Origin of the sequence: Allobosea sp. RAF48, assembly GCF_052114025.1 — a bacterium.
GTDB lineage: Bacteria > Pseudomonadota > Alphaproteobacteria > Rhizobiales > Beijerinckiaceae > Allobosea.
In genome coordinates this window covers 25,888-50,800 of the sequence record NZ_JBFRDZ010000005.1, presented here as the reverse complement: position 1 = coordinate 50,800, position 24,913 = coordinate 25,888, and the positions used below count along the sequence as shown (strand labels likewise).

20 protein-coding genes and 1 tRNA gene are annotated in these 24,913 nt (G+C 61.8%); 8 read left to right on the top strand and 13 right to left on the bottom strand.

Annotated elements, in window-relative coordinates:
- Positions 1–34 precede the first annotated feature (34 nt).
- Positions 35–1,024 (bottom strand): phosphate/phosphite/phosphonate ABC transporter substrate-binding protein, encoded by a 990-nt coding sequence (gene phnD / locus AB4Z10_RS11100; RefSeq protein WP_441470458.1) that lies wholly within the window; start codon positions 1,022–1,024, stop codon positions 35–37.
- Positions 1,025–1,144: 120 nt separating this feature from the next.
- Positions 1,145–1,927 (bottom strand): DeoR/GlpR family DNA-binding transcription regulator, encoded by a 783-nt coding sequence (locus AB4Z10_RS11095; protein ID WP_441470457.1) that lies wholly within the window; start codon positions 1,925–1,927, stop codon positions 1,145–1,147.
- Positions 1,928–2,191: 264 nt separating this feature from the next.
- Between AB4Z10_RS11095 and AB4Z10_RS11090 the strand changes: the two genes are divergently transcribed.
- From AB4Z10_RS11090 to AB4Z10_RS11080, 3 genes are all read left to right on the top strand, one after another.
- Entirely contained in the window at positions 2,192–3,517 is a 1,326-nt protein-coding gene (locus AB4Z10_RS11090) for an ABC transporter substrate-binding protein (protein ID WP_441470456.1), read from the top strand.
- A 75-nt stretch (positions 3,518–3,592) separates the two neighbouring features.
- Positions 3,593–5,311, top strand: coding sequence for an ABC transporter permease (locus tag AB4Z10_RS11085; protein ID WP_441470455.1), 1,719 nt, complete (start codon positions 3,593–3,595; stop codon positions 5,309–5,311).
- Positions 5,312–5,313: 2 nt separating this feature from the next.
- Complete coding sequence (locus AB4Z10_RS11080) at positions 5,314–6,408, top strand: ABC transporter ATP-binding protein (RefSeq protein ID WP_441470454.1); 1,095 nt, start codon at positions 5,314–5,316, stop codon at positions 6,406–6,408.
- 293 nt (positions 6,409–6,701) lie between these two features.
- On the opposite strand, the gene AB4Z10_RS11075 is transcribed toward AB4Z10_RS11080, so the two are convergent.
- From AB4Z10_RS11075 to tmk (AB4Z10_RS11055), 5 genes are read right to left on the bottom strand one after another with little or no spacing between them, the layout of a single operon-like run.
- Positions 6,702–7,505: an MBL fold metallo-hydrolase gene (locus AB4Z10_RS11075; protein WP_441470453.1), complete on the bottom strand. Its 804-nt coding sequence runs from the start codon at positions 7,503–7,505 to the stop codon at positions 6,702–6,704.
- Between the two features lie 8 nt (positions 7,506–7,513).
- Positions 7,514–8,314 (bottom strand): TatD family hydrolase, encoded by an 801-nt coding sequence (locus AB4Z10_RS11070; protein ID WP_441470452.1) that lies wholly within the window; start codon positions 8,312–8,314, stop codon positions 7,514–7,516.
- A complete protein-coding gene (gene metG, locus AB4Z10_RS11065) occupies positions 8,314–9,873 on the bottom strand; it encodes a methionine--tRNA ligase (RefSeq protein ID WP_441470451.1) in 1,560 nt (519 codons plus the stop codon). Before metG ends, AB4Z10_RS11070 begins: the two co-directional genes overlap by 1 nt.
- A 21-nt stretch (positions 9,874–9,894) precedes the next feature.
- Positions 9,895–10,965: a DNA polymerase III subunit delta' gene (locus tag AB4Z10_RS11060; protein WP_441470450.1), complete on the bottom strand. Its 1,071-nt coding sequence runs from the start codon at positions 10,963–10,965 to the stop codon at positions 9,895–9,897.
- Positions 10,965–11,675: a dTMP kinase gene (gene tmk, locus AB4Z10_RS11055; RefSeq protein ID WP_441470449.1), complete on the bottom strand. Its 711-nt coding sequence runs from the start codon at positions 11,673–11,675 to the stop codon at positions 10,965–10,967. The genes AB4Z10_RS11060 and tmk (AB4Z10_RS11055) overlap by 1 nt, the downstream gene beginning before the upstream one ends.
- A gap of 87 nt (positions 11,676–11,762) precedes the next feature.
- Between tmk (AB4Z10_RS11055) and AB4Z10_RS11050 the strand changes: the two genes are divergently transcribed.
- From AB4Z10_RS11050 to AB4Z10_RS11040, 3 genes are all read left to right on the top strand, one after another.
- The gene (locus AB4Z10_RS11050) at positions 11,763–12,902 is read left to right on the top strand and encodes a tyrosine-type recombinase/integrase (RefSeq protein ID WP_441470448.1); all 1,140 of its coding nucleotides are present in this window, start codon (positions 11,763–11,765) and stop codon (positions 12,900–12,902) included.
- Positions 12,903–13,011: 109 nt separating this feature from the next.
- Positions 13,012–15,468 (top strand): hypothetical protein, encoded by a 2,457-nt coding sequence (locus tag AB4Z10_RS11045; protein ID WP_441470447.1) that lies wholly within the window; start codon positions 13,012–13,014, stop codon positions 15,466–15,468.
- 545 nt (positions 15,469–16,013) lie between these two features.
- Entirely contained in the window at positions 16,014–16,664 is a 651-nt protein-coding gene (locus AB4Z10_RS11040) for a DUF6008 family protein (protein WP_441470446.1), read from the top strand.
- Positions 16,665–17,981: 1,317 nt separating this feature from the next.
- On the opposite strand, the gene AB4Z10_RS11035 is transcribed toward AB4Z10_RS11040, so the two are convergent.
- The gene (locus AB4Z10_RS11035; RefSeq protein ID WP_441470445.1) at positions 17,982–18,317 is read right to left on the bottom strand and encodes a bacterial transcriptional activator domain-containing protein; all 336 of its coding nucleotides are present in this window, start codon (positions 18,315–18,317) and stop codon (positions 17,982–17,984) included.
- On the opposite strand from AB4Z10_RS11035, the gene AB4Z10_RS11030 reads away from it, so the two are divergent.
- Positions 18,281–18,703, top strand: a complete 423-nt coding sequence (locus tag AB4Z10_RS11030; RefSeq protein ID WP_441470444.1) for an acyl-CoA thioesterase — start codon at positions 18,281–18,283, stop codon at positions 18,701–18,703. The two genes, AB4Z10_RS11035 and AB4Z10_RS11030, sit on opposite strands and share 37 nt — an antisense overlap.
- A gap of 197 nt (positions 18,704–18,900) precedes the next feature.
- Here the strand turns inward: AB4Z10_RS11030 and AB4Z10_RS11025 are convergent, their stop codons facing one another.
- From AB4Z10_RS11025 to AB4Z10_RS11005, 5 genes are all read right to left on the bottom strand, one after another.
- On the bottom strand, positions 18,901–19,512 hold the full coding sequence (locus tag AB4Z10_RS11025) for a hypothetical protein (protein ID WP_441470443.1): 612 nt from the start codon (positions 19,510–19,512) through the stop codon (positions 18,901–18,903).
- A gap of 372 nt (positions 19,513–19,884) precedes the next feature.
- On the bottom strand, positions 19,885–20,622 hold the full coding sequence (locus tag AB4Z10_RS11020) for a VOC family protein (RefSeq protein WP_441470442.1): 738 nt from the start codon (positions 20,620–20,622) through the stop codon (positions 19,885–19,887).
- Between the two features lie 430 nt (positions 20,623–21,052).
- Positions 21,053–21,691 carry a dTMP kinase gene (gene tmk / locus AB4Z10_RS11015; RefSeq protein WP_441470441.1) on the bottom strand — a complete coding sequence of 213 codons (639 nt, stop codon included), beginning with the start codon at positions 21,689–21,691 and terminating at the stop codon, positions 21,053–21,055.
- A gap of 196 nt (positions 21,692–21,887) precedes the next feature.
- Positions 21,888–23,108: a D-alanyl-D-alanine carboxypeptidase family protein gene (locus AB4Z10_RS11010; RefSeq protein ID WP_441470440.1), complete on the bottom strand. Its 1,221-nt coding sequence runs from the start codon at positions 23,106–23,108 to the stop codon at positions 21,888–21,890.
- Between the two features lie 48 nt (positions 23,109–23,156).
- Positions 23,157–24,320, bottom strand: a complete 1,164-nt coding sequence (locus AB4Z10_RS11005) for a septal ring lytic transglycosylase RlpA family protein (RefSeq protein ID WP_441470439.1) — start codon at positions 24,318–24,320, stop codon at positions 23,157–23,159.
- Between the two features lie 367 nt (positions 24,321–24,687).
- On the opposite strand from AB4Z10_RS11005, the gene AB4Z10_RS11000 reads away from it, so the two are divergent.
- A tRNA-Ser gene (locus AB4Z10_RS11000) sits at positions 24,688–24,777 on the top strand.
- The last annotated feature ends 136 nt before the right edge of the window (positions 24,778–24,913 follow it).

Sequence of the window (24,913 nt, the reverse complement as noted above, 5' to 3'; positions counted from 1 at the left end):
GCGCCGCCGGCCGAAGCCCCTGAGACCGTCGACATCAATCGCCCTTCAGCTTCGAGAGGCCGTCCTGGGTATAGGTGATGCCGCTGTTGCTCTGGATCAGGATGATGTCGCTCCAGGCGTCCTTGTAGCTCAGCTCCTTGAAGCCCTTGGTGTCCTTGAACTCCTTGGCGAGGGCGGAATTCAGGAAGTCGAAGCTCAGGAAGGCCTGCTTGATCTTGGCCTGCAGCTCGGGCTTGAGATCGTGCGCGACGCCGAAGGCCGTGCGCGGGAACGGGCTGGATTCATAGACGATGCGGATGTCGTCGCGCTTGAACATGCCACGGTCGGCCATGCGCTCGACCACGCTGGAGGCGACCGGGGCGGCGTCATAGTCCTTGTTGACCACGCCCATGATCGAATTGTCGTGCTTGCCGGAATAGAGGACCTCGTAGTCCTTGCCCGGCACGATGCCCTTTTCCTTGAACAGGATGCGCGGCGCGGTATCGCCGGAGTTTGAGGACGGGGCGACATGGGCGACGCGCTTGCCCTTCAGGTCGGCGATGCTTTTGATCGGCGAGTCCTTCGGCACGATGAGCTGCAGCGTGTAGCCGATCGAATCGTCCTTCTTGGCCATTGCGACGATCGGGACGAAGCCGGCGAGATTGACCGCGAACGGTGTCGGCCCGCTGGCGACGCCCGCGATGTGCAGCCGCCCGGAGCGCATGGCCTCGACCTGCGCGGCGTAGGATTCCGCGCCGAACCATTTGATCTTCTTGCCGGTGATCTTGCTCAGATGGGCGAGGAAATCGGCGAAGACGTTCTCGTAGACCGACGGATCCTCGACCGGCGTATAGGAGAAGATCAGCGTGTCCGGGTCCTTCTGCTTCGCTGCGTCGGTGGGCGTGTCGGCGAGGAGGTCCCGGTTCGCGTCGCAGTAGCGGGCATCGAGCGTGCCCCGATTCGGGCATTCCTGCGCCTGAGCCGGGCCCGCGAGCCCGAAGCCGAGAGCGAACAGGCAAATGGACGCGATCTTGGCGCTGAGCATGGCAACCTCCCTGGAACCGGCGCTCTTGAAACGGCGCTCGTGTAAGATTTCTTCCATCCTGATCAAAATCGACCAGCGAGGCAAGCGCCGGCTAAGCAATAGCGGGGCGCGGCAAGCCCGTCAGGCGACGAGCCAGTTCGTTCCGGCGTGCTCCCAGGCTTCCCGCAAGGGGAGGGGGGGCTCGGCATCGACGACGACGAGGCTGAAGGCTTCGGCGGCCGCGACCCGCGCCGTGCCGACCTGCTCGAACTTGGTGTGGTCGGCCACGGCGATCGTCCGCCGCGCACGGCTGATTGCCGCCTGGCGGACAGCGATCTTCTCCAGGTCGAAATCCATCGGCGCGCCGTCATCGTCGAAGCCGCCCAATCCGAGAATGGCATAGTCGAAGCGGAAGCCCATGATGCTTGTGATCGCCGCATGCCCGACGAGGGAGCCATTGGCCCCACGGGTGGTGCCGCCGGTGACGACGACATCGAAGACGCCGCCGCTGCAAAAGATCTGGGCGACGGAAACGCTCGCTGTCACCACCCGCAGCCCGGGCTTCCTCAGCAGCGCGCGAGCTGTTGCCTCCACGGTGGTGCCGACATCGAGGAAGACCGAAGCGCCGGGCGGCACGAGGTCCGCAACCGCCTTGCCGATCCGCTGCTTACCCTCCGGGGCGATTGTCAGTTTCTGGGCATAGGCGGAACGGATCCCGCCGGAAGCCAGCCCCGCGCCGCCATGGAAACGCTGCAGAAAATTGCCGGCCTGGAGCCGGATGATCTCGCGCCGGACGGTCTGCGCCGATACGCCGAAACGATCCGCCAAGGTCTCAATCGTTGTAAAGCCGAGCTCCTGGACAAGCGTCAGGATCTCACGCTGCCGGGGCGTGAGGTCGGAGGAGGGCGGGGCGGAGGCACTCATGGATGCACGGGCTTCAAGGGGGGCCGGAAGTCGCAGGCTTGCACGTGGACGCCCGTTCTAAAAGCCCGTCGACCTGCGGAGGCGGGCAGCCCCACCCAAGCTTATCCGGACGCGTGACGATTGATGATGGTCGATTTCTTCCAATTGCGAGGGTGACAGCCGACGCGGTTTTGTGACAGCCTCATGACAAAAGGCCGCGACAACAGCGGCAGGGGTGTTTCGCGAGCATGAGCTTCGCGAAGCGCATAGAGGGAGGAAATCGGCATGTTTACCCGCAGGGTCGCTCTTGCTGTCGCGTTCGGCGTCGCGGCCGCCTCAGCAGCGTCGGCGCAAGCGCCTTCCGGCAAGGTCACGGTGGTGACCTCCTTTTCCAAGGACGTCACGGATCCGATCAAGAAGGCCTTCGAGAAAGCCGTTCCCGGCGTCGCGCTGGAGGTCCAGAACCGCAACACCAATGCCGGCGTCAAATATCTTGAAGAGACCAAGGCCAACAACCAGGTCGACCTGTTCTGGGCGTCAGCGCCCGATGCCTTCGAGGTGCTGAAGGGCAAGCAGTTGCTGATGCAGTACAAGCCGAAGGCGGCGGGCATACCCGACAAGATCGGCTCCTATCCCGTCAACGATCCGCAGGGGTATTATTTCGGCTTCGCGGCGTCCGGCTACGGCATCATGTGGAACGAGCGCTACGCCAAGGCCAACAAGCTGCCCGAGCCGAAGGATTGGCAAGACCTCGCGAAACCGGCCTTCTATGACCATGTCTCGATCGCTTCGCCGGCCCGTTCCGGCACGACGCATCTGACGATCGAGACGATCCTCCAAGGTGAAGGCTGGGACAAGGGCTGGGGCACCATCAAGGAGATGGCCGGCAACTTCAATGCGATCACCGAGCGTTCGTTCGGCGTGCCGGAGGCGGTGAATTCGGGTCAGGTCGGCGTCGGCATCGTCATCGATTTCTTTGCCTTCTCGGCCCAGGCTTCCGGCTTTCCCGTCAAGTTCGTCTATCCCACGGTGACGACGGTGGTGCCGGCCAATGTCGGCATCGTGGCCAACGCGCCGAACAAGGCGGCAGCCGAAGCCTTCGTCGAGTTCCTGCTCTCGGCGACGGGGCAGGAGGTGCTGCTCGAGCCGGGCATTCGGCGCCTTCCGATCAATCCGGCTGTTTATGCCAAGGCAGGCGCCGACTACCCCAATCCCTTCACCGATCCACGCTTCCAGAAGATGATCGGCTTCGATGTCGACAAGTCGGAAGCCCGCACCGCCAGCGTCGATACGCTGTTCGACCAGTTGATCTCTTTCCAGCTCGATAATCTGAAGGGCGTGACCAAGGTGCTGCACGAGGTGGATGCCGCGCTGGCGAAGAAGCCCAACGCCCAGGCCCGTGCATTGGCCGACGAGGCCCGCAATCTGATCGCCGCCATGCCGGTGACGGAGACGCAGGCGTCGAGCGCAGAGATCAAGGGCGCCTTCACCGGCGGCAAGGAGAAGGGCGCCCGTCAGGCCCAGCTCGAAAGCCAGTGGGCGAGCTTCGCGCGAGACAACTATGCCAAGGCCAAGGCCAAGGCCGAAGAAGCGCTCAAGGCGGCGAAGTAAGAGCCCATGCCGTCATCCCGGAAGGCTGCGGCCGGTCCGGGATGACATGGTGCACCGACGATCGATCGAGAGCGCATGACCGCCGTCCCAGTCGCTGCCTCCCTCCGCGCAAGCAGGCTATCGGCCACGCCCGGCCAGATCGTGCTGGCGCTCGCCATCGCGATCTTCCTGCTGCTGTTCCTCGTCCTGCCGGTGGCGACGGTGCTCTACGTCGCCTTTACCGAAAAGGGCTCCGGCGGGTTCACGCTCATCAACTTCTACGATTTCGTCCGCACGGAGCTGTTCATTCGCTCGCTGTGGAACTCGTTCTATGTCTCGGCCATGTCGGTGGCATGGGCCTCGGCCTTTGCGCTGCCGCTCGCCTATCTGACCACGCGCTTCGTCTTTCGCGGCGCGGTCTTGATCCAGACGCTCGGCTTCCTTCCGCTGATCATGCCACCCTTCGTCGGAGCGGTGGCGATGCAGCTCTTCTTCGGGCGGAACGGCTCGATCAACCTGCTGCTCGACGATTGGTTCGGCTTCAAGATCGGGTTCATGGAGGGGCTGAACGGCGTCATCTTCGTCCAGTCCGTCCATTATTTTCCCTTCATCCTGATCAATCTCTCCGCGGCGCTGCGCAATATCGATCGGGCCATGGAGGAGGCGGCGCAGAACCTTGGATGTTCGGGTTTTCGGCTGTTCCGCCGCATCGTCTTCCCGCTGGCGCTGCCGGGCTATCTCGCCGGCGCCTCGCTGGTCTTCGTCAAGGTCTTCGACGATCTCGCCACGCCGCTGCTGCTCAACGTCAAGGATATGCTGGCCCCGCAGGCCTATCTGCGCGTCACCTCGATCGGTATCGCCGATCCGATGGGTTACGTGATCTCCGTCGTGCTGATCGTCGCATCGGTGATCGCGATGTGGCTGTCGGCGCTGGCGCTGAAAGGGCGCGACTACGCAACCACGCAGCGCGGCGGCGGCGGCCTGACGAAGCGCAGGATGACGCGGGGCGAAGCCGTGCTCGGCTATGGCATCGTCATCCTGATCCTGGGGCTGGTGCTGGCCCCGCATCTCGGCCTTCTGGTTCTGTCCTTCGCGACGGTCTGGTCATTCTCGCCGCTGCCCGATGGCTTCACGACCGCCCATTATGCCCGCGTCTTCGGCGAAAGCTCCCTCTACATCAAGAACACCCTGATCTATGCGACGCTCGCCGGCGCGATCGACGTGGTGATCGGCGTCGCCATCGCCTATCTCGTGCTGCGGACCAAGCTGATCGGCCGCGAATGGCTTGACTGGGCTGCCTCCGCGGCGCTCGCCATTCCCGGCGTCGTGCTCGGCATCGGCTATCTGCGGACATTCTACGGCATCACCTTGCCGGACGGTACGCCGCTCGCGGCGCTCTGGGTCACCATCGTGCTCGCGCTGGCGATACGGAGGCTGCCCTATGCCCTGCGCGCCTGCTACGCGGCGCTGCAGCAGATCTCGGCCTCGCTCGAGGAAGCGGCGGAGAATCTCGGGGCGACCAAGGCGCGAACCGTCCGCCGGATCGTCGTGCCCCTGATGACGGGCGGCATCCTGGCGGGCTTCGTCACCAGCTTCTCGACCGCGGCGGTCGAGCTTTCGGCGACGCTGATGCTGGTGCAATCCAACTCCGACGCTCCGCTGGCCTATGGGCTCTACGTCTTCATGCAGTCGGCGGCGGGCAGGGGGCCCGGTGCGGCGCTCGGCGTGGTGGCCGTCCTGCTCGTGGCGCTCTGCACCTTCCTGTCGCATCTCATCATCGAACGCAGCCAGAAGGCCAGAGGGCAGGGCCATTGACCATGACCGCATCCGCGATCGCCACGCCCGCCGTCTCCGTCGATATCGAGAGCGTCAACCTCTCCTATGGCGACAACCATGTGCTGAAGGATGTGAGCCTGGCGATCCGGCCGGGTGAATTCTTCGCCTTCCTCGGGCCGTCAGGCTGCGGCAAAACCACGCTGCTCAGGTTGATCGCCGGCTTCAACCAGGCCGATACCGGTCGCGTCGTCATCGGCGGCAGGGATATTTCATCACTTCCGCCCTGGAAGCGCGATGTCGGCATGGTCTTTCAGTCCTATGCGCTCTGGCCGCATATGACGGTGCGCGCCAATGTCGCCTTCGGGCTGGAGGAAAGGGGCGTTCCCAAGGCCGAGATCGAGCGGCGGGTCGAGGCTGCGCTCAGCTTGGTGGGGCTCTCGCACCTGGCCGGTCGGAGGCCTTCGCAGTTGTCGGGAGGGCAGCAGCAGCGCGTCGCCGTGGCGCGCACCATCGCCGTGGAGCCGAAGGTGCTGCTCCTCGACGAGCCGCTCTCCAATCTCGACGCGAAGATGCGCGTGCAGGTGCGCCGCGAGTTGCGCGACCTGCAGCAACGGCTCGGGTTGACGACGATCTTCGTCACCCATGACCAGGAGGAGGCCAATACCATCTGCGACCGCATCGCCGTGATGAACGACGGTATCGTCCAGCAGGTCGGCACCCCGATGGAGCTCTATGAGCGCCCGGCAAATCTGTTCGTCGCGAACTTCCTCGGCACAGCGAACATCCTCGCCGGCAAGATCGTCGGCAGCGGTGACGCGCAGCGCTTCGAGCTCGAAGGTGGGATCGCATTTCCGGTGGCCGGCGAGGCATCGGTGCCGGACCATGCCAAGCTGCTGTTCCGCCCGCAACATGCCGCGCTGGAGCTTCCGGGGACGGGCGCAGGCGATGCTCTGTCCTTGCCGGCCAGGATCGCCCGCTGCGAGTTTCTGGGCTCCAGCATGCGCTACGGCGTCCTCGTCGGTGCTACGGAAGTCTCGGTCGATATGCCCTTTCAGTCGGGCCGTACGGTTTTCGGGGTCGGCACCGACGTCTCGCTGCGGCTCTCCACGAAGTCGCTGCAGTGGCTGGATTGCTAGCCGTGCTCCTGCCGGAAGCGGCGCCGGCGCCTCGATGATCTGCTCCATCAACGGCGTCGACTGGACCAAGCTCACGCGCGCTCGCGTCAACCGACAGCTTCTTGGCATGCAGGGGAGATCCGGCGGCGTTCGTGCGGATCGAAATGCCGATAGGCGACGGCCGTCCAAAAGCACTCGCGGCGTAACTCGCGGATTTCTCCCACAAGCCGCACCTGGAAATGGAATCTGCTTTCGACACAAGCGATTCGCATAAGACATATTATGGAACAGTCTTGGGTGTCGAAACTGGTGCCTTACCCGGCAATCGTCAGCGTCATTCCATCAAACGCCACTGTGATATTGTCCGCCAAGCGACTGGTAAGTCTGGCATAATCCAGATCGACATGGAGATTGGTCAGGATTGCGCGCCGCGGCTTCAGTTCGGCGATCGCGGCGAGCGACTGCGCCAGATGGAAATGGCTCGGATGCGGCGTCTCGCGCAGGCAGTCCAGGATGAGGACATCGAGGCCGGCCATGGTCTCCAACGCCGCTGGCGGGATCAGGCTGACATCCGGCAGATATGCCAGGGAGCCGAAACGGAAGCCGAGCGCCTCGTAGTTCGGCCCGTGCTCGACCCGGAATGGCAGCGCCTCGATCGGCCCGCCGGCGCCATCGATGGTCTGGCTGCGGCCAGCCGTGATCTGATCGACATCCAGGATCGGCGGGTAATAGCTGCCTGCTGGGGTCTCGAAGAGATAGCCGAAGCGTGAGCGCAGCGAGGCCTGCGTCGTCGTGTCGGCATAGATGCGGATGCGCTGGCGCATATGCAGGACGAGCGCGCGCAGATCGTCGATGCCATGGAGGTGGTCGGCATGGTCATGCGTCATCAGCACGCCGTCGAGCGCCTCCACCTCGGCGGACAGCAGCTGTTCGCGCAGATCCGGAGAGGTATCGACCAGAACGCGTGTGGCGCCGTCCGGCCCCGAGCGCGTCAGCAGGATCGAGCAGCGCCGCCGGCGGTTCTTTGGATTGCTCGGGTCGCATGCGCCCCAGCCGGACCCCGGCCTTGGCACGCCGCCCGAGGAACCGCAGCCGAGGATCGTAGCCGTCAGCGTCATGGCGCGGATCAGGCGACCTGCGCGACCGGCGCGGCGTGGTCCATCTTCCAGTAGCAGTGCCGGGCGTTCTCGCTGGTGATCCGTGCGGCCTCGTCGAAGGACACACCGATCGCATCCGCCAGAACCTTCGCCGTTTCAACGACATAGGCCGGCTCGTTGCGCTTGCCCCTGAACGGAACGGGGGCCAGATACGGGGCGTCCGTCTCGACCAGCAGGCGCTCGCGCGGCACCATCCGCGCGATACGGCGGAGGTTCTCCGAGGTCTTGAAGGTCAGGATGCCGGAGAAGGACACGTAGAAGCCCAGTTCGACGCCGGCCATGGCGAGCGCCTCGCCGGCCGTGAAGCAATGCAGGATGGCCGGGAAGGCGCCCTTCCCGGTTTCCTCCCGCAGGATCGCGATCATGTCGTCATCCGCCTCGCGGGCGTGGATGACGAGCGGAAGCTGCGTCATCCGGGCGGCGGCGATGTGGGTTCGCAGTCCCTGCCCCTGTGCATCACGCGGGCTGGAATCGTAGTGATAGTCGAGCCCCGCCTCACCGATGGCGACGCAGCGCGGATGGCGCGACAGCTCCGCCAGCCGTTCGGCTGTGACGTCGAGTTCCTCATGCGCATTGTGCGGATGCGTCCCGACCGAGAACCAGACCGACGGGAAGCGTTCCGCGATCGCGGCATAATCCGCGAAACGCGCGACGCGGGTCGAGATCGTGACCATCCGGCTGACGCCTGCGGCTTCGGCCCGCGCGACATAGGCCGGCAGTTCCGCGGCGAAGTCCGGGAAATCGAGATGACAGTGTGTGTCGATGACCATCACGCGGCCTGACCGTCCTCGGGCTCGACGTAGCGCGGAAATACGGCGCTCGGCGCCGGCAGCGGCGTGCCGCTGACCAGACGGCCGGCCTCGCCCAGGACAGCGAAATTGCGCGCATCGGCGGGCACACCGAGCAGATCGAGCAGCTTGCCCGCCGCCTCCGGCATTACCGGCTGCACCAGTATTGCGACCTGCCGGATCACCTCGATCGTGACGTAGAGCACGGTGTCGCGGCGCGCCGGATCGGTCTTGGTCAGGCGCCAGGGCTCGTTGGCGGCGAAGTAGCGGTTCGCCTCTGCGACAACAGCCCAGAGATCGGCCAGCAGGTTATGCAGGGCATAGTCGAGCATCGCGGTCCGCGCCCTGGCGAGCGCGCCGTCGGCCATGGCGAGCATCGCCTCGTCCGCCTCGGTCAGCGCCCCGCAATGCGGCACCCTGCCCTCGCAGTTCTTGGCGATCATCGACAGCGAGCGCTGCGCCAGATTGCCGAGATCATTGGCGAGATCGGCATTGATCCGCCCGACGATGGCATCGTGGCTGTAATTGCCGTCCTGGCCGAAGGAGACGTCGCGCAGGAAGAAATAGCGCAGCTGGTCGACGCCATAGGTCGCGGCGAGGTCGAAGGGGTCGACGACGTTGCCGAGCGACTTCGACATCTTCGTGCCCTTGTTCAGCAGGAATCCGTGACCGAAGACACGCTTCGGCAGCGGCAGCCCCGCCGACATCAGAAAAGCAGGCCAGTAGACCGTGTGGAAGCGCACGATGTCCTTGCCGATGATGTGGACATCGGCCGGCCAGTAATGCGCGCGCGGGCTCGCCGGATCGGGAAAGCCCGTTCCGGTCAGGTAGTTGTTGAGCGCGTCGACCCAGACATACATGACGTGCTTCGGGTCGCCCGGAACCGGCAGGCCCCAGTCGAAGGTCGTGCGGCTGATCGACAGGTCCTCGAGCCCGCCCTTGACGAAGGAGACGACCTCATTGCGCCGTGTCTCGGGCGAGACGAAGTCCGGCACATCCTCGTAGAGCTTGAGCAGCGCGTCCTGGTACTTGGCGAGCCGGAAGAAATAACTCTCCTCCTCGACCCATTCGACCGGAGTGCCCTGCCCTCCCAGCCGCGTGCCGTCGGGCTGGAGGGTGGTCTCCTCCTCGCCGTAGAAGGCCTCGTCGCGCACGGAATACCAGCCGGAATACTTGGCGAGATAGATGTCGCCATGGGCTTCCATCCGCCGCCAGAGCTCGTCGGTCGAGACCTCGTGGTCGGGGTCGGTGGTGCGGATGAAGCGGTCGAAGGAACAGCCGAGGCGCTGCTCCATCTCTTGGAAGCGCGCCGCGATCTTGTCGACGAACTCCTTCGCCGACAGGCCGTTCTGGGCCGCCGTACGCTGAACCTTCTGGCCGTGCTCGTCCGTGCCGGTCATGGCGAAGACGTCGAAGCCGTCGAGCCGCTTGAAGCGCGCGATCGCGTCCGCCGCCACCATCTCATAGGCGTGGCCGATATGCGGCGGCCCGTTGGTGTAATGGATCGCGGTCGTCAGGTAGAATTTCGGGGCGGTTGCCATCGTCTGTCCGAGAGCTTCGCTTCACGCTGCGCGCGAGCGGGAAACCGCAGCCGACAGATCATGAAACATCGTCATCACCAGCGGTCGACGGTCGAGATTGTAGGTCTCGACCTCTCGCGCCTGCTGTCCCAGCTTTTCCCATACCTCGGCAAGTGGTGCAAGGCGCGCCGGTTGCGCTGCAGCATGCGCGTGGAGATGATCGGAGATCCAGCCCTGCACCGTCTCGATCATCACCGCGAAATCGCGCTCGCCGGCCTTGCCGGCGACATCCTCGGCCAGGGCCAGCAACGCCGGGGTATCGACATGCGGCAACGCGTCGAGACGCGCCCTCACCGCTTCGACCAGAGCGAGCGTCTCCGGATCGACATAGGTCAGCGCCCGCCGCACAGAGCCTTCGGCGAGGCCCGCGGCGCGGCGCAATGCGGAGGCGTCGAACGGCGCCTCCATGCGCGCGAGCGCCAGGCTTCCGGCCTCGATCACACCGGCCTCATCGAGCGGGGCGAAGGTCAAAAGGCGACAGCGAGAGCGGATCGTCGGCAGCATCCTCCCCGGCGCATGGGCGACGATCAGGAACAGCGCCCGCGGCGGCGGCTCCTCCAGCAACTTCAGCAGTGCATTGGCGGCGGAGCGCTCCATATCCTCGGCGGAATCGACGATGCAGACGCGCCAGCCACCTTCGGCGGCGCTCGCACCGAAGCGATCGATCACGCGCCGCACCGCATCGACGGGAATGTTGCTGGTGTAGCTCTTGCCGTCCGGCTTCGGCAGCCGCCGCAGCAGATGCAGATCGGGATGCGACTGCGCCATGATGCGCCGCGAGGCGGGGTCGCCTTCGGGCATGGCGAGATCGGTTTTCTGCGCCGCCCGCGTCCTCGGATCGCCAGCGGCGAGCATGAAGCGCGCCGCGCGATAGGCGAAGCTCGCCTTGCCGATGCCTTCCGGCCCGCCGAGCAGCCAGGCGTGATGCATCCTGCCGGACGTGACGGCGTCGAGGAAGGCTCGCTCCTGCGCCTCGTGGCCGATCAGGCTCAACGTCTCGCGCGGATGCGGCGCGGTCGGCAGCCGGTCGGGTTCGTCGCTGGTCTCTCGCATCACGCTTCCGGTCTGATCTGAAGGCGCTCGCCCACCGCCTTCCATGCCGCTTCGGCGAGCGCCTCGGGCGGCAGCGTCGCATCGAGCACGACGCAGCGCTGCGGCTCGCGGGCGGCAATGTCGCGATAGGCTTGGCGCAGATTGCGATGGAAGGCCAGCGTCTCGCCCTCGAAGCGATCGACCGCCTCCCCCGGACGACGACGTTTTGCGGCGCGGGCAAGGCCGATTTCGGGATCGAGATCGAGGATCAGGGTGAGATCCGGCATCAGCCCGGCGATGGTCACGGATTCGAGTTCGGCCAGCAGAATCGGATCGATCTTGCCCAGCACGCCCTGATAGACCCGCGTGGAATCGATGAAGCGATCGCAGATCACCCATTCGCCGCCTTCCAGCGCAGGGCGGATCAGGCTGTCGATATGGTCGATCCGCGCGGCCGAGAACATCAGGGCCTCCGCAAAGGCGCCGTAGTCCTTGGCTTGCCCGGCCAGGATCATCTCGCGAATGGCCTCGGCCTTGGGCGAGCCGCCGGGCTCACGCGTCGTCCGCGTCGGGAAGCCGGCGTCTCCGAGCCGCGCAGCCAGCGCGCGCGCCAGCGTCGATTTGCCGGCGCCCTCCCCGCTTATACACCCCTCCAGCGGATCTATCAGCTCAACGTAGAATCCGGGCTTGGTCGGCTGCCCCCTCGTTTCCTTCGAATCCATTTCGCTCATGAGATGAAGCTAACTTTTGTTTCACTTCAGGACTCTAGACTGCCTTCGATCTTCGAGACAGTCCGCACGAACCGGCCGGGAGGCAAGGTGGTCGAAGGTGTCAGCATCGCGCCTGGGTGCGTTCAAGAGCTGCTTCATCAAGCCTTGGATCCAGATTGCTGTGAACGGGTCACGACCACGGAGCGACTCGCTGGCTTAAACAACATTGCAGGAATCCAATTCCTCTACGACGACAACGGGGCTTATCTAGAAGAAGTCAATGGATGGCAAATCGAGCAAGGGCTAAAAACGCCGTCTCCCCACACCCGCATGACGCGATCTAGCGCACTGAAGGCCATCATTCGATGGTTCGACGGACGCAACCTGCGCTGGCAAGATTGCACCGAGCTGGCGCATATGAATCTCATGCACCGCGCTTTCCGAGGCACGGATCGGCCCACCATCACCAAGGGCACTTGGAACCAGTGGGTCGACCATTGGTATCCCTTTCTCCGCTATGCCGAACGAAAGGGCTATATCGACGGTATCGGCTTCGAGCCATCAGATTTGAAGGAGCGCGGCATCTCGGCGCCGCCGGTGCGAGCATTATCGCCCTCCGAATTCCGCCTGTTTCTCGGTGAAGCCACAAGCCAGCGGATGCAGGCCGGTTGCTCCGTCTGTGCTGGGACGGGGGTCCGAGTAGCGGAGCTCGCCAGCCTCAAAGTCTCTCAGGTCCCCAACCCCGATCACCCACGGCACCGAGGTCGCAATTACCTCGAGGGGGTGATCGTCGGAAAGGGAAACAAGCAACGGACGATCTACTGGCCAATTCAAGCGGTAAAGCGCGTCACGCACTATGTCGTGCAAGAGCGCGCCATAGCGGTCGACTCGCTCATCGATAGGGTCCGGCGCGGCTTGGTGCGACTGGAGAGCACTTATCTCAAGGAGGAAGTCGACGCGAGGACCGGCGAACAAACTTTGATTGAGCGGACCGACGCGCCTCTATGGCTCGCCGAGAATGGCGATCCACTCTCCTACCATCGCTGGGGGAAGGATTTCGCAAAGGCCAGCTCTAAACTTGCCGCGAGAGGTATTCACTGCTCGCCGCACTGTCTGCGCCACACTTACGCGATCGTCACGTTGTCAATGCTGATCAAGAGTCAAGTGAAGCAGGAGATTATTGAGCGTGAACTAGGATCAAGAGGACATCGCACTTACTTCTTCGATCCACTGCGAGAAGTAAAATAGCGATTAGGTCACGCTTCCATCGAGACGACGATGATATATCTCGACCACATTTCTGAGCACAGATCTCTTATTTCGATGGCAATCGCAGAACTTCAGTCGGCCTATCTCGATGCCTGACGCGTTTGACCCGCCGCAGAAACCGGATTGTGCTGGGGTAGTAGGTGAAGTCGTCACGGGGCGGCCCACGAACTCGCCACATCTCGCTCTGGACGTGGAGACGGAGCGGGCGGCGATCCGTGCCACCCTGAGCTTCCGGCACATGCCTGTGGAAGGAAAAGGGCAACCTCAGATTTTGAGATTGGTAGAGTGGGCCGACAGGCCTTTCCGCCAGATCGCTGAGGAGTTGCTTGTCGCTTATTGGGAGATCGCGACCGGATTAGATCAAGGGACCGTAATCGGGGATGTTGGGCGCCTGCGCAATTTCTTGCGCTTTATTGATGACGGCATTTCTCCCTATTCTTCCAGACACTCACCGGCTACGCTGAAGGATATATCATTCCAGACTTTGCGCGATTTCGAGCATTGGCTCGGCGATCGGACAGACAATACACGTTACAGCGACTTGGATGCACGCAAGGCTGCTCTCATCGCGATTGTTAAAACTCAGCCGATACCTCGCCGTAAGCTGACAACTGAACCGATCGTCAATTTAAAAGAGCTGTGCAGCGCGATCCACGCGCCGGCCTCGTACATCTCGAAGCACGCATCGTTGTTGTTGATCGTGGCCGAAGCAGCTCAGCGCCAAGGACTTCGCATGCCGAAACTGCGGGCGCAGCAAGCGGCTCCGTCGTCGAGATCGGTGACTGACACACGCCCTCCACATGCAAAGAGACTAACGACAAAATCGATTGAAGAGATCTACTACACACTGACAAAGGTCCTGCGGCATATCGAACGACAGCGGCGCCATCTGCTCGCCGACGAATTCGTTTTGGCAGCCCTTAGCGAGCCAGGGCGCGTGCGGCGGCGCGTCAAGTCGGCAGGGCTGACGCCGGCCGACTTCCAAGCGATCGAAGCCGCGTGCCTAGCTGCCATCCGGCGTGTCAAATCGCGCCTCCTTGTCGAGGGGCCCGCGCGCGCGGCACGGGGCCGAGCGAACCTTCTCTCCGGGGAGAGCGAAGCGACTTGGGGCAAGAACCTCGACAATCTGATCGCTTATCTTGCCACATATGCACCTTGCCAAGCCATCGGACGAGGCCAATCTTCACTGCAGAGTCAGACATCAGCGCATGAGAGGCGAACTTCGCCGCCGGCGTCCCCTGCGCCACTATGGACGGTCTGGGCCGAGCCGGAAACGTTCGATGCGGCGCTTCGCCTGCATATGGCAAGGCATAGGGAGAGCATCCGCCGCTTGCATGCGGCCTTGGCCTCTTCGAGCGCTCCTCCCTCGCTCAATACCTTGGCGCACTGGTATCGAGGTGCATCGAAGCCTGCTACCGCTGCGAGCTTCTCAGCTCTAGCCGCCATCGAGCGTCGCTATGTGCTGCCGCAAGGCTACTTCGCCGCCAAGTTACCTAACCAAAGCGCGAAGGTGACACAGCTCGGCATGGTCCCTCTCCCGCAATACGAGCGACGCCGTCTCGCGTGGCACCTACCCGCTGATTTTGCGCGTCGTGCCCCGGACGAGCAGCAGGAGATCCTCACCTGGGTCCGACGAGTCATCATCAGCGGCAGCACCGAATATCGACGGTATCAATCAGCCGCTGCAAAGCAGCGCTACGCCCTGCGGTTCACTGATCTCGGCTTGGAGGCCGCTGGGGAAAGGACTTCTACTGTTGACCGTGCTCGCCGCAGCGCGCTCACCGAAGCGCCCGCTCGACTCCGTCGCGAGATGTTAGAGCTCTTGCGTTTCAAGACCTCCACGTTGACCGCGGCCGGCTTGCGTCGGAATGGCGTCTGGAATGCCGAGACGGCTTCGCAGAAGGTCGAACATTTCGCCCTTATGTTCGGCGCTCTAACAGCCGACCCCAAGGGTGACGTCGCCGGATTCGGCGCCACAGCAAAACGCCTCACCTTTGCGATGCTCGTCTTTCCGGCGGTGTGGGATTGGTATCTCGGTTGGCGAGAACGCCGACGCGGCTTTTTCACGCAATGGGAGGTCGACATGCTCGTGATCGCCCTCTCTCTCGTAAAAGCTGAAACAGGATGGCTGCGACAGACGCCTGCTCTCGCCACCAATCTCGAGCCCATTCCCGGCCTGATCTCTGCCGCCGATATCGCCACGGCCAAGGCCGACTGGTACGCAGCCTGCGACGCTATGCATGAGCACGGCCGCAACCGGATCAGGGAACTGCTGCGGGTCATACGAGCAGGCAAGTTACGCGATCCAGGACACACCGGAGATGATCGCGAATCATTACGGGCGCTTCCTGCCGCAAGACAAGTCTGCCATCGCAGCCAGGATCCTAAATCGAGTTTGGGCGGACACATAGCTGCAGTCCCTCCCCGAGGCACAGCAGCGGACTACCGGTGCCCGCACGCAGACGAAGGGGCCCCTCGATCGAGGCCCCCCGTTTCACAGGAACTTCCGTCGCGCTGGGCGGGCGACCATGTCGATTGCCGGTAAGATCGGCTGCACACCCTAGAATGTCGGGCCTGCGGACACTTTGCATCGGTGTCTTTGGAGGCTCTCCTGCACAAGAGACGATTCCACACATTGGCTCGGCTCGCTCGCTCAAAGGTTGCTTAGGGCGGGATGTCGGTCTTTCGCTTTCGATGAACTCCCGTATCGTGGGGCAAGGCGGCGATGCCAATGATGAACCTCTCGCATTCTGGGGAGATCTGGCGTTTCCGGAAAGGGCGAGAGTTCCCGACCTCGACTGCTGAATGAGTGTCGAGGTCAGAGGAGCAGAGAATTAGGGGAGTCCCCTCTCCTCGGTGACTGAGAGCAGCCATTGCCGGTCTGCGGAGTGAGCACGACCCGTAGGACAATTGCAATATCTCGCTCGTGGTCGAATTGGCGGAGCAGTTGAGCCCGTCGAGCGGTAAGCTTCCGTCCGTTTAAGCTCCCGAGTACTCCGAGATTCTCTCGTGATGAGGCTGGCCTATCAAACGGCCTCCGGGGCTGGGCGTACCAAGACCCTACGGCCTATCCGCGAAAAGAGGGCGAGCATGAACCCACACGCAGACCCTTCCACGTCATGGCGTGGCGATCCACCCTCCGCCCTTATCGCTGCGCGCGGCCTCCATCCCGATCGGCAGACACTGAATTTGGCGGTTTTGCTTGGCACCATCGCTGCGCTTGGCCTGCTATTTCAAGTCGGGCATTTTGCTGAGCACGCCTTCCAATTCGCTGTGTGGGTGTTGGGCGATCTTTCCAATATTTGCGGCCGCGATACACCGTGGATGTCACCCTGGGTGACCGAACTGGTAAGCCAGACCGGCCTACTGCTCTTCCCAACAGCCGACGAGGCCCGACGCATGATGCTCGGCATGGAGTTACTGCATCTTGTCGGAAACAGCATCTTTCTCGTGGGAATTGCGTCACTCTACTATTGCGTTCGAAGCAAATGGATTCGCTGGGCCTTCTATATCGAGGCATTTCATCTCTATGAGCACATCATGCTTACCGCGACGGCCTTCTTTATAGGCAAGCCGATCGGGTTGAGCACTTTATTCGGTGGTGTGAATGCTCTTGGAAATCGTGAATTTGCTGTCGGATGCCGAGTTACTTGGCATTTCGCGATGAATTTGCTCCCGATGCCATTCGCCATGATCGGGTTAATGAAACATTGGCGCTCTAAGGCCCCCGCCCAGGCCTGATGGCGGCGTGACGGCCCCGCTGGGCATAGCGGCAGCACGACCGAGATGTCAGCCGATCTTCCGGGGGATCATGGCTGCCATCCGGATGGCCTAGCCTGCTCTTCTGAAGCCTGAGCAGTAGATGACTTTTGAGCTCCGCGACCCAACCTCCAAAAATGAGGCCAAAGGCCTGTGCGACCAGCCGTGATCCTCCCGTGATCCATTGACCCTTCGATCCAGATCGGTTGCAATCGGCTTCTGCCGATAAGCAGGGGTTGTACGATTTCGTTGCATGGGGGGCGCCATGCTCAATGTCACATTGCTAGGCGGAGCTTCGTTTTCGGTCGACGGCGCTGTAATCAGATCGGACCTCGGTCCTGCTGGGCGCCTTCTTGCCTGCTATCTTTTCGAGTTCATGGGGCGGCCACATCGCCGTGAACGTCTTGCTGACTTGTTTTGGGGCGAGATGGAGCCGGACAAGGCGCGATCCGCCATGAATACAGCTGTGTGGCGGATCCGCAAATTGCTGGACCTCGGAGGCAAAGGAAACGGCCGCAGGCTAGTTACGATCGGAGAAGATGTTCTCTTAGAGCCTTCCAATTCGGTGCAGGTCGACACTCGAGCACTGCAGAGACTGTCGAAACGCGCACTGGGCAAACCCCAAGGTGCTGATCTCAGCACCGCCGACGAGGAAGAGATTGGCGCTGCAGTCGATTCTTACGCTGGGCCATTTCTGGATGGCGACGATGGTGATTGGGTCCTTCAGGAGCGGGAACGCCTCCACGGAATTTTCGTCAGGAGCTCCCTTGAGCTCATGCGATGCGCAGCTCTCCGATGCGGCGGAGGTCATATGCTCCTCCGAATTATCTCGTGAAAAAGGAGAACGGCCCTCCGCAACGGTCGCACTTCGGCATTAGCGGTGGCTGAATCATTGCCGGGATCTGAGACGATGGCGTAAGCTGCCGGCGTCGCTCGACTGAGCGCGTCACGCACGAATTCGAGAGCGTTCTCGGGATTTGCGACAGGCCGGTAAATGCCCCTGGGGTCTACCTGATCGTCGCGGACCTTTCCGCGCCAGTGGCTAGCTTCGAGCTCGCTCCACTCGAACCAGAACTTGAGCACGAAGGTCTTTTCCAAGACAGGGGGGGGAATACGAGCCGCTGAAGTCATGGGTGACAGACTTAAGGCTTACAGACCTCCGGATTGTCTCGTACACTTGGACGCGAAGTAGTGGCCTTGTTCCGAAGCTATCACGGGTGGCTCACGGCCAACTTGCAAAAATTGAAAGGTCAAAAGCCCTCGACGGAGCATCGGCGAGGGCCGTCGCATGCAGCTCGGTTAGGCTTGCGCTTGTGCAGATCCAAAATGCGACAATAGGTAACTATCCAGGCGATCGAAGATCGCCCTGGACTCGATCTCCTGATACAACTGTTTGGTATCTGGCATCGGCTCGATGCCAAGATCCGTCCTCAGAACGCTCTTTAGCTTTTGATAGGCAACGAGCGCCTTCGCTTGCTGCCCACTGAGGACAAGAAGAAGCATCACGTCGCGCTGAACACTTTCTCGTAACGGGTCCGCTTCGATAACACTTTGGCCGTACTGGAGCGCACGCTCATGGTCGCGGCGGCGAGACGAACGTGGTGGGCAATGTGTACTACGCGCGGCATGTCTCATGGCAAGGTCGTTGCCGGGAGATGTTCTTGCGGGAACATGTGCCGCAGATCTTAAACGATCTCGCGAGCGATCTCCGCCTCGTCACACTGAAGGTGTCATGCGAATATTATGAGGAGCTACGAGCCTTCGACGAAGTTGAAGTCGCGATGCGCCTTGCGCAACACCACGCTCATCGCATCGGGCTGAGCTTTGAATATCTCCTGCTTCGGGAGCGGACTCAAACCCTAGCTGCGCGGGGTTTTCAGGAGATCGCCTGCATGCGCGCCACGAGCAGCGGGCTTATTCCCGCTGAGCTCCCGCCTGCCTTGACCAGAGCGTTGCAAGAATACCGTGCAGTCCCCATCCCTCCGGAGGTTGACGCGTCACCGACTCTCAAACTCGGGTAAGCGAATTGCGGGCACTTACCGCCACGGAGCTTCAGATGAAGCCGCGGCCCAAAATCATCCCATCGCTCAGGTTACGTTTGAGCGGACAACAAGAAGCGAACTGAGCCTATAATCTCAGCTGTGCAAGGCTTCGGTCTTTACAATGACCTCCCCGACAATGGATCCCCAGCTCGCGTGGCCTATCGAGACACACCTGCTTAGGGCGATCCGGTGCTAGACGGAGCTGAGAACAAGAGCGACGACGAGGAACAGGCGCACGCCACAGCGCCAACTGACAAAAGACCGTGCACTTGACCGCCGGTTAGCACGGCGAGGTCATGAGATCGTTGAGGGCTTTTGGTAAGTGAAAACAGGTCACCTTCGCTGGGAGGGAATGAAGAGACCCCCCACCCCTCCGCTCGACCCTCATGTTCTTCGATTTTGCGACCATCGACATAAATCGCGGAGTCGATCCAGAGTTTCATTTTGCCGGGAAGATCCGCAGCTGGGCTTCCTGCTACAACAACACTGCCCTTATCGCGCACCGATGCAAATGTCACTTCCACGCCAAGGATACCGCTTCGCCCCCTCGCCTCCCACTTTACAACTTCGACGGCAACTTGGCGGTTGTTATCTGGCCCGATCTGCGGATCGGAGCAGCGCACATGCATTTCGGCGGAGAACTCTAGAACTTCGCTCTGTGTGCCGATCTGGAGCGTAAAGATGGGTTTGGAGTAGATGATATATTCCGCTGCCGGCGGAAAATGGTGTGGCGCCACGTGGAACATAGGCGCGGCCCCGATTCTGTAACTTTGTGGTGCAGTCGCCAACTTGGATCTCCTTGCATACGCACAACGTTGACAAGGACTTTAGATTTATGGGACCTGCCCTCTATCGCTCGAACATGGTGTGGCTATTGCTTTAAAGTCACGGGTCGATCTCGGGTTGGAGAAACCAGAGCCCCTTCCCTTTCCCTCGGGTTGGTAGCCTCCGGCGGTGAAGAAGTTGCTGCATTCGGTTGGGGGAGAAGGGCCTGCGATGAGGCCGAGGTTCGTCCATTAGGACCACGTCTCGATCTCGAAATCAGCCGCGTCGACGAAGCGGTCCCCGCCGCTACGCAGGATAAAGGTGCGGCCAAAAACCACCCGAAACAGCAGATAAGCGAGATGTAGCCAGCCGAAAATAGTTCGCTGCTCTGGCCTCTACGCCAACAGCCCAAATGGCCCTCCGAAAGGATCGACTGCTTCGACAGCAACCTGATTTCCAGGCACTGATATCGGACCTCTCAGAATCGCTCCGCCGTTCACTTCAATTGCTTTAGCACTCGATTGTATATCTGAGCAATTTAAATAGTAATTCCAGTAAGATTTCACTGATGAATTCGCACAGCTAGCAAAAGCCCCTATCGTATCTCCTCCGCAAATGATTAATAGAATCTTACCTATATCTCCTAAATCCAATTCATCGCCGCGCGTCCACCCGAATATATCTGAATATAATTTAAATGACTCTTTAAAATCCCTCGTTACAAGCTCATGCCACGCCACAATTTTAGCTTGCTCGCTATCGTCTGATCTAGAATTTTCACGCTCCAACACGCCAAATACAGCAGAGAAATTATCCTCAATTATAGCAGCTCGGCCGCCAGCGGTTTGAAATGGGCCGGCCTTGAGCTTTCCTCCAATTTGAACAACCTTCGCGCAACAATCGTCAAGATTGCCGACTTCTATATATCCGATCCAGGTTGTTCCAGCTATTCTACCTGCGTTTTCGGGACGTTCTGCATGCACGTATCGAACCTTGAAGGCGTTTTGCGGCAAGAGTTCCCGAAGGTTATTTGGCCCAGATGGCTCAAGGACCTTTTCGTAGAAGGTCAAGGCCGAGGATGGATCCAGCGCATGCAGTTCGAAGCGGACGAATTTGCCCTGACTCGCTGTCATTCGAGTGCTCCCCATACACGGAGTGTCCGAATGAGCAGCGCCTTCTTGATAGATCCTGTCAAGATCCAACCTTCAGCGGTGGGCGGAAACCGCTTTCATGGGCATGTTCGAAGGCTCAGATAGAATACCTTACGACCAATGACCTAACTCTAACGCACTCGGCCTATCCAACAGACGGACCACGGTTCATGGCCGTCCTGAGATCATCGTCATAGCTCGACCGTTTTGGCGACGGAGACGGGCCGGGCGCTCTGGAAATGGGCCAACGCAATCCTACGGCCGTAAGCCTATCGGAAATTGCGCAGGCGCTGGAGGCGAGCGTGGGCGATCTGGTCCAAGAGCCACCGCTCGAATAATCGCGATTGAAGGAAAAATACCGCTGGAAGCGAGATCAACTTCGGCGCGAGAGGCCGTATTGAAGCGTTGATTTTCAGATCACAGCTTGAATGGACGCGAAGGCTTCCGCGAAAACGGCTTCGGGCGATTGATCGGCGCTGATCACGCGATAGGAATATGGAAATCTCGTGGCTTGATCCAAAAATGACTGCCGAACTCGTCTGTGAAAAGTGAGATCTAAGGCCTCAAATCGACTTTCATCGCTAAGCGACTCGGCCAATCGCCTCTTGCTTCGCGCCAATGCAACTTCAGGGTCGATATCCAGTACCAGGGTCAGATGTGGCCATAGGTCATCGATGGCCAGCCTGTGGAGATCTAGAATGAGTGCCTCGGAAAGCCCTCGTCCAGCCCCTTGATAGGCGAGAGTTGAGCCCACAAATCGGTCGCAGAGGACAATGCTTCCCGAATCAAGTGCGGGGCGAATTAATTCGTCGACGTGCTGACGTCGACTGGCATTCATCAAGAGCAATTCCGCTGTCGGCGTCCAATCGTAAGCCTGTTCAGCTAAAAGAAGTTGCCGCAACGCGGTGCCAGCAGGCGTGCCGCCTGGCTCGCGTGTAGCGATGACATCCCGGCCGAGTTCGCGGAGCTTTTCGACCAGCATTTTTGCTAGCCCGGTCTTTCCGCTGCCATCCACGCCTTCCAGCGCCACCATTAAACCAGCGGTTCTCATCACATCTCTCATAAGCCCAATAGAATTCTCGCTACGGAATTGGGGAGCTTTTCTTGTTAGCAGGAGTGAGACAGTCGAGGACTCTCATATCAGGAAGCATCGAAAATTACGGGCCTCATGCTGAAGTGAGAGTTGACGGGGGTGGATACCACCTCCTTCGAGGGTGATGAAACGTCCCTTGTCCATGTCGATCCGTTCAGCTCCGGCCCAGCGCCTTGCGGACCCAGCCGGTCGTGGCCTCGAACAGCGCATCGAGTGCGCGGCTCTGCAGCGTGCCGGCCTGCACGGTTTCGGCCGCGTAGAGGGGCACGTCCAAGGTCTTGATATCGCCGCGCGTCACGATGAGGCGGCCAACTTCCGCCCCTTCCTGGACTGGAACCGCTAGGGGGCCGCGATAGACGATGCGCGCAGCCAGGCGCTCAGTGCTGCCCCGCGGCAGGAGCAGGCTGATGGCGCCCTTGCTGCGCAGCCCGACGCGCCCCTTTTCCCCGCCATAGACGCTCGCCTCTCCGACGATCTCGCCATTGGCGAAGAGCTGTCGACGTTCAAAGGCGCGAAAGCCCCATTCCAGCAGCTTGCGGGCCTCGCTTGCCCGGTCCCGCGCCGTCTTGAGGCCGTTGACGACGACGATCAGGCGCTGACCGTTCTGGACGGCCGAGCCGACGAGGCCAAAGCCCGACTCGTCGATGTTCCCCGTCTTCAGCCCGTCGGCGCCGATATCCATCGTCAGCAGCGGGTTGCGGTTCTGCTGCCTGATCTTGTTCCATGTGAACTCGCGCTGGCCGAAGATCTTGTAGAGTTCCGGATAGGTCTTGATGACGTGGTCGGCGAGCAAGGCGAGCTCGCGCGCCGTCACCCGCTGTTGCGGGTCGGCCATGCCGGTCGCATTCCGAAACACGGATTTCGTCAAGCCGAGCCCCCGGACCCGCTCGGTCATGATTCGGCCGAACGTCGCTTCATCCCCCGCGATGGCTTCGGCGAGAGCGATCGAAGCATCGTTGCCGGACTGAACGATGATGCCTTGCAGAATGTCGGACAGCTTGATGCGGCTGTTGACGATGGCGAACATCGCCGAGCCGCCCGAGGGCGCGCCGCCCTTGCGCCAGGCATTTTCGGAGATGCCGATCTCACTGTCGAGAGACAAGCGGCCGGCGTTGATATCCTGAAAGGCGACCAGCACCGTTGCCAGCTTAGCCATGCTGGCCGGGACCATCAGTTCGTCGGCCGATTTCTCGTAGAGGACGGCGCCGGTATCCGAATCGAGCAGGACAGCGAAAGGCGCCTGCGACTGAAAGCTCTGCGCCTGGACCGCAGCGGCAAACCCCAGCGCGATGAAGAGGACAAGCAGGCGAGCGACCAGCCACCGAACCGGCGGCGTGGCCGCGGCATACGGGTTGGGACGACAAAAGGCGCTCATGCCTCAATGTGAAGCAGAGCGCCCGGTATCAGGTCAAGGCGATTGGCGTCAGTTGCGCGCTAGCGACTGAAGAGTCTGGGGAGCCACCTGGTTGAGCGGATGGCCTTTGGCGAGGCGCTCTGCCGGAGCCTTCTCGGGCGCCGTGAAGAGGCGGGCCATGCTCGCGCGCGGCGGCGGCAGCGTGGAGCGTAGTGCCGTCGGAACCGCAACCGGCTTTCCGGCGTTGGCGATGGTATCGAGATCGAAAGGCCGGCTCGGCGGCAGCGGGGCGGCACGGACCGGCGTGGCTTCAGCAGCCGCGGGACCGGCCGAGGCCAATGTCGCCATGACCGGCGACGAGGGCGAGATCGTCCGCGTCGCCTGCGGTGCATAGGCCTGGGCGACAGGCTGGCTGATCGCGGGCGCCGGAGCAGGTTCGAGCTCGACCACCGGGGCTGGGGCCGGGGCGTCGATATCGGCGCTGCGCGTGCGCGTGGTGGCGACCCCTTCCGTGCTGGCGACCATCGTCCGTGCGCTGGTGCCCGGGATCGGCGCCTGGCTGCCGTCGGTGCGGAGCGTGGCGAGCAGGAGATTATCGTCGGAGCCGGCGAGCGAAGCCTGGCCGAGATATTCCATCTTGATGCGCGCGGTGCCGAGATGGCGGAAGGCTAGCGCGTCGGCGGTTTTCTGCGACACGTCCATCAGGCGATTGCCGTGGTAGGGGCCGCGGTCGTTGACGCGTACGATGATCGAGCGATTGTTCAAAAGGTTGGTGACACGCGCATAGGCCGGCAGGGGCATGGTGGGATGCGCGGCGGAGATGCTGTTGCGGTCATAGACCTCGCCATTGGCCGTGCGCCGGCCGTGGAAGGCCTCGCCATACCAGGAGGCCATGCCGACCGCGGAATAGCCAAGCGGCTTTTCGTAGGGCACGTAGCGCTTGCCGGCGACCGAATAGGCCTTGCCGACGAGCTGGCGACCGCCCCCCTTTGGCACCTCCTCGCCATCCGCGACGACGCGCGGGCTGGCGGGGCCGTATTTCCACTGCGGGAAGGCACCGATCTCCTTGGAGCGGCGGCCCGCAGTCTGATTGCCTGCGCAGTTGGCGACGAACAGCCCGGCCAGCACGACGCAGCCCAGACGCGCAATGGACGAGACGGAAGAAGACGCTGGAGGCGATCCGGTCACGCTGGAGGGGAGCTGCTTGGCCGAAAGGCTAGCGTCTCGCATCATTCTGCTCTTCCGCTTTCTGCGCCAAAAACCACGGCTTCGCCCAAGCCGCATGCACGGCTTGACCGAGTTTTCGGTCAATTCCTTTAAGGGATCGTTAAACAGCGAAATACCTGCGTTGAGGATTCGCTGAACAGGACGTCCCTGCCTTTGAGCGGGCACAAAGGTGTTCGAACGGTGACGGGTGTCAACCGGCCCGACAGAACTTCGCCACTTTTTCCACCGGCAGTGACCTTATCGCCACTATCGACGACGAAGGCCCGGCGCTTGGATTGCGATCGGGATGTATGTTCGTTTTATCGGGAAGTTGCGCTTTACGCCTCACGGGCCCCTTGCAAATCGGCAGCCCCGATTGCATTGAACCATGGCCGGAAGGGTGGCCGAGTGGTTTAAGGCAGCGGTCTTGAAAACCGCCGTGGGTGCAAGCCCACCGTGGGTTCGAATCCCACCCCTTCCGCCAGCGCATCTCCAAGTCGCTGGTTTCCTTCTAAGCCCGTGGCGTCTCAAGCAAAATTCCTGCAACTGCCATACCGGGACGCTGCGCCGGGGGCTGAGACGAGATGTCTGACCGCCTCCATGCGCGAGACGGAACCTGC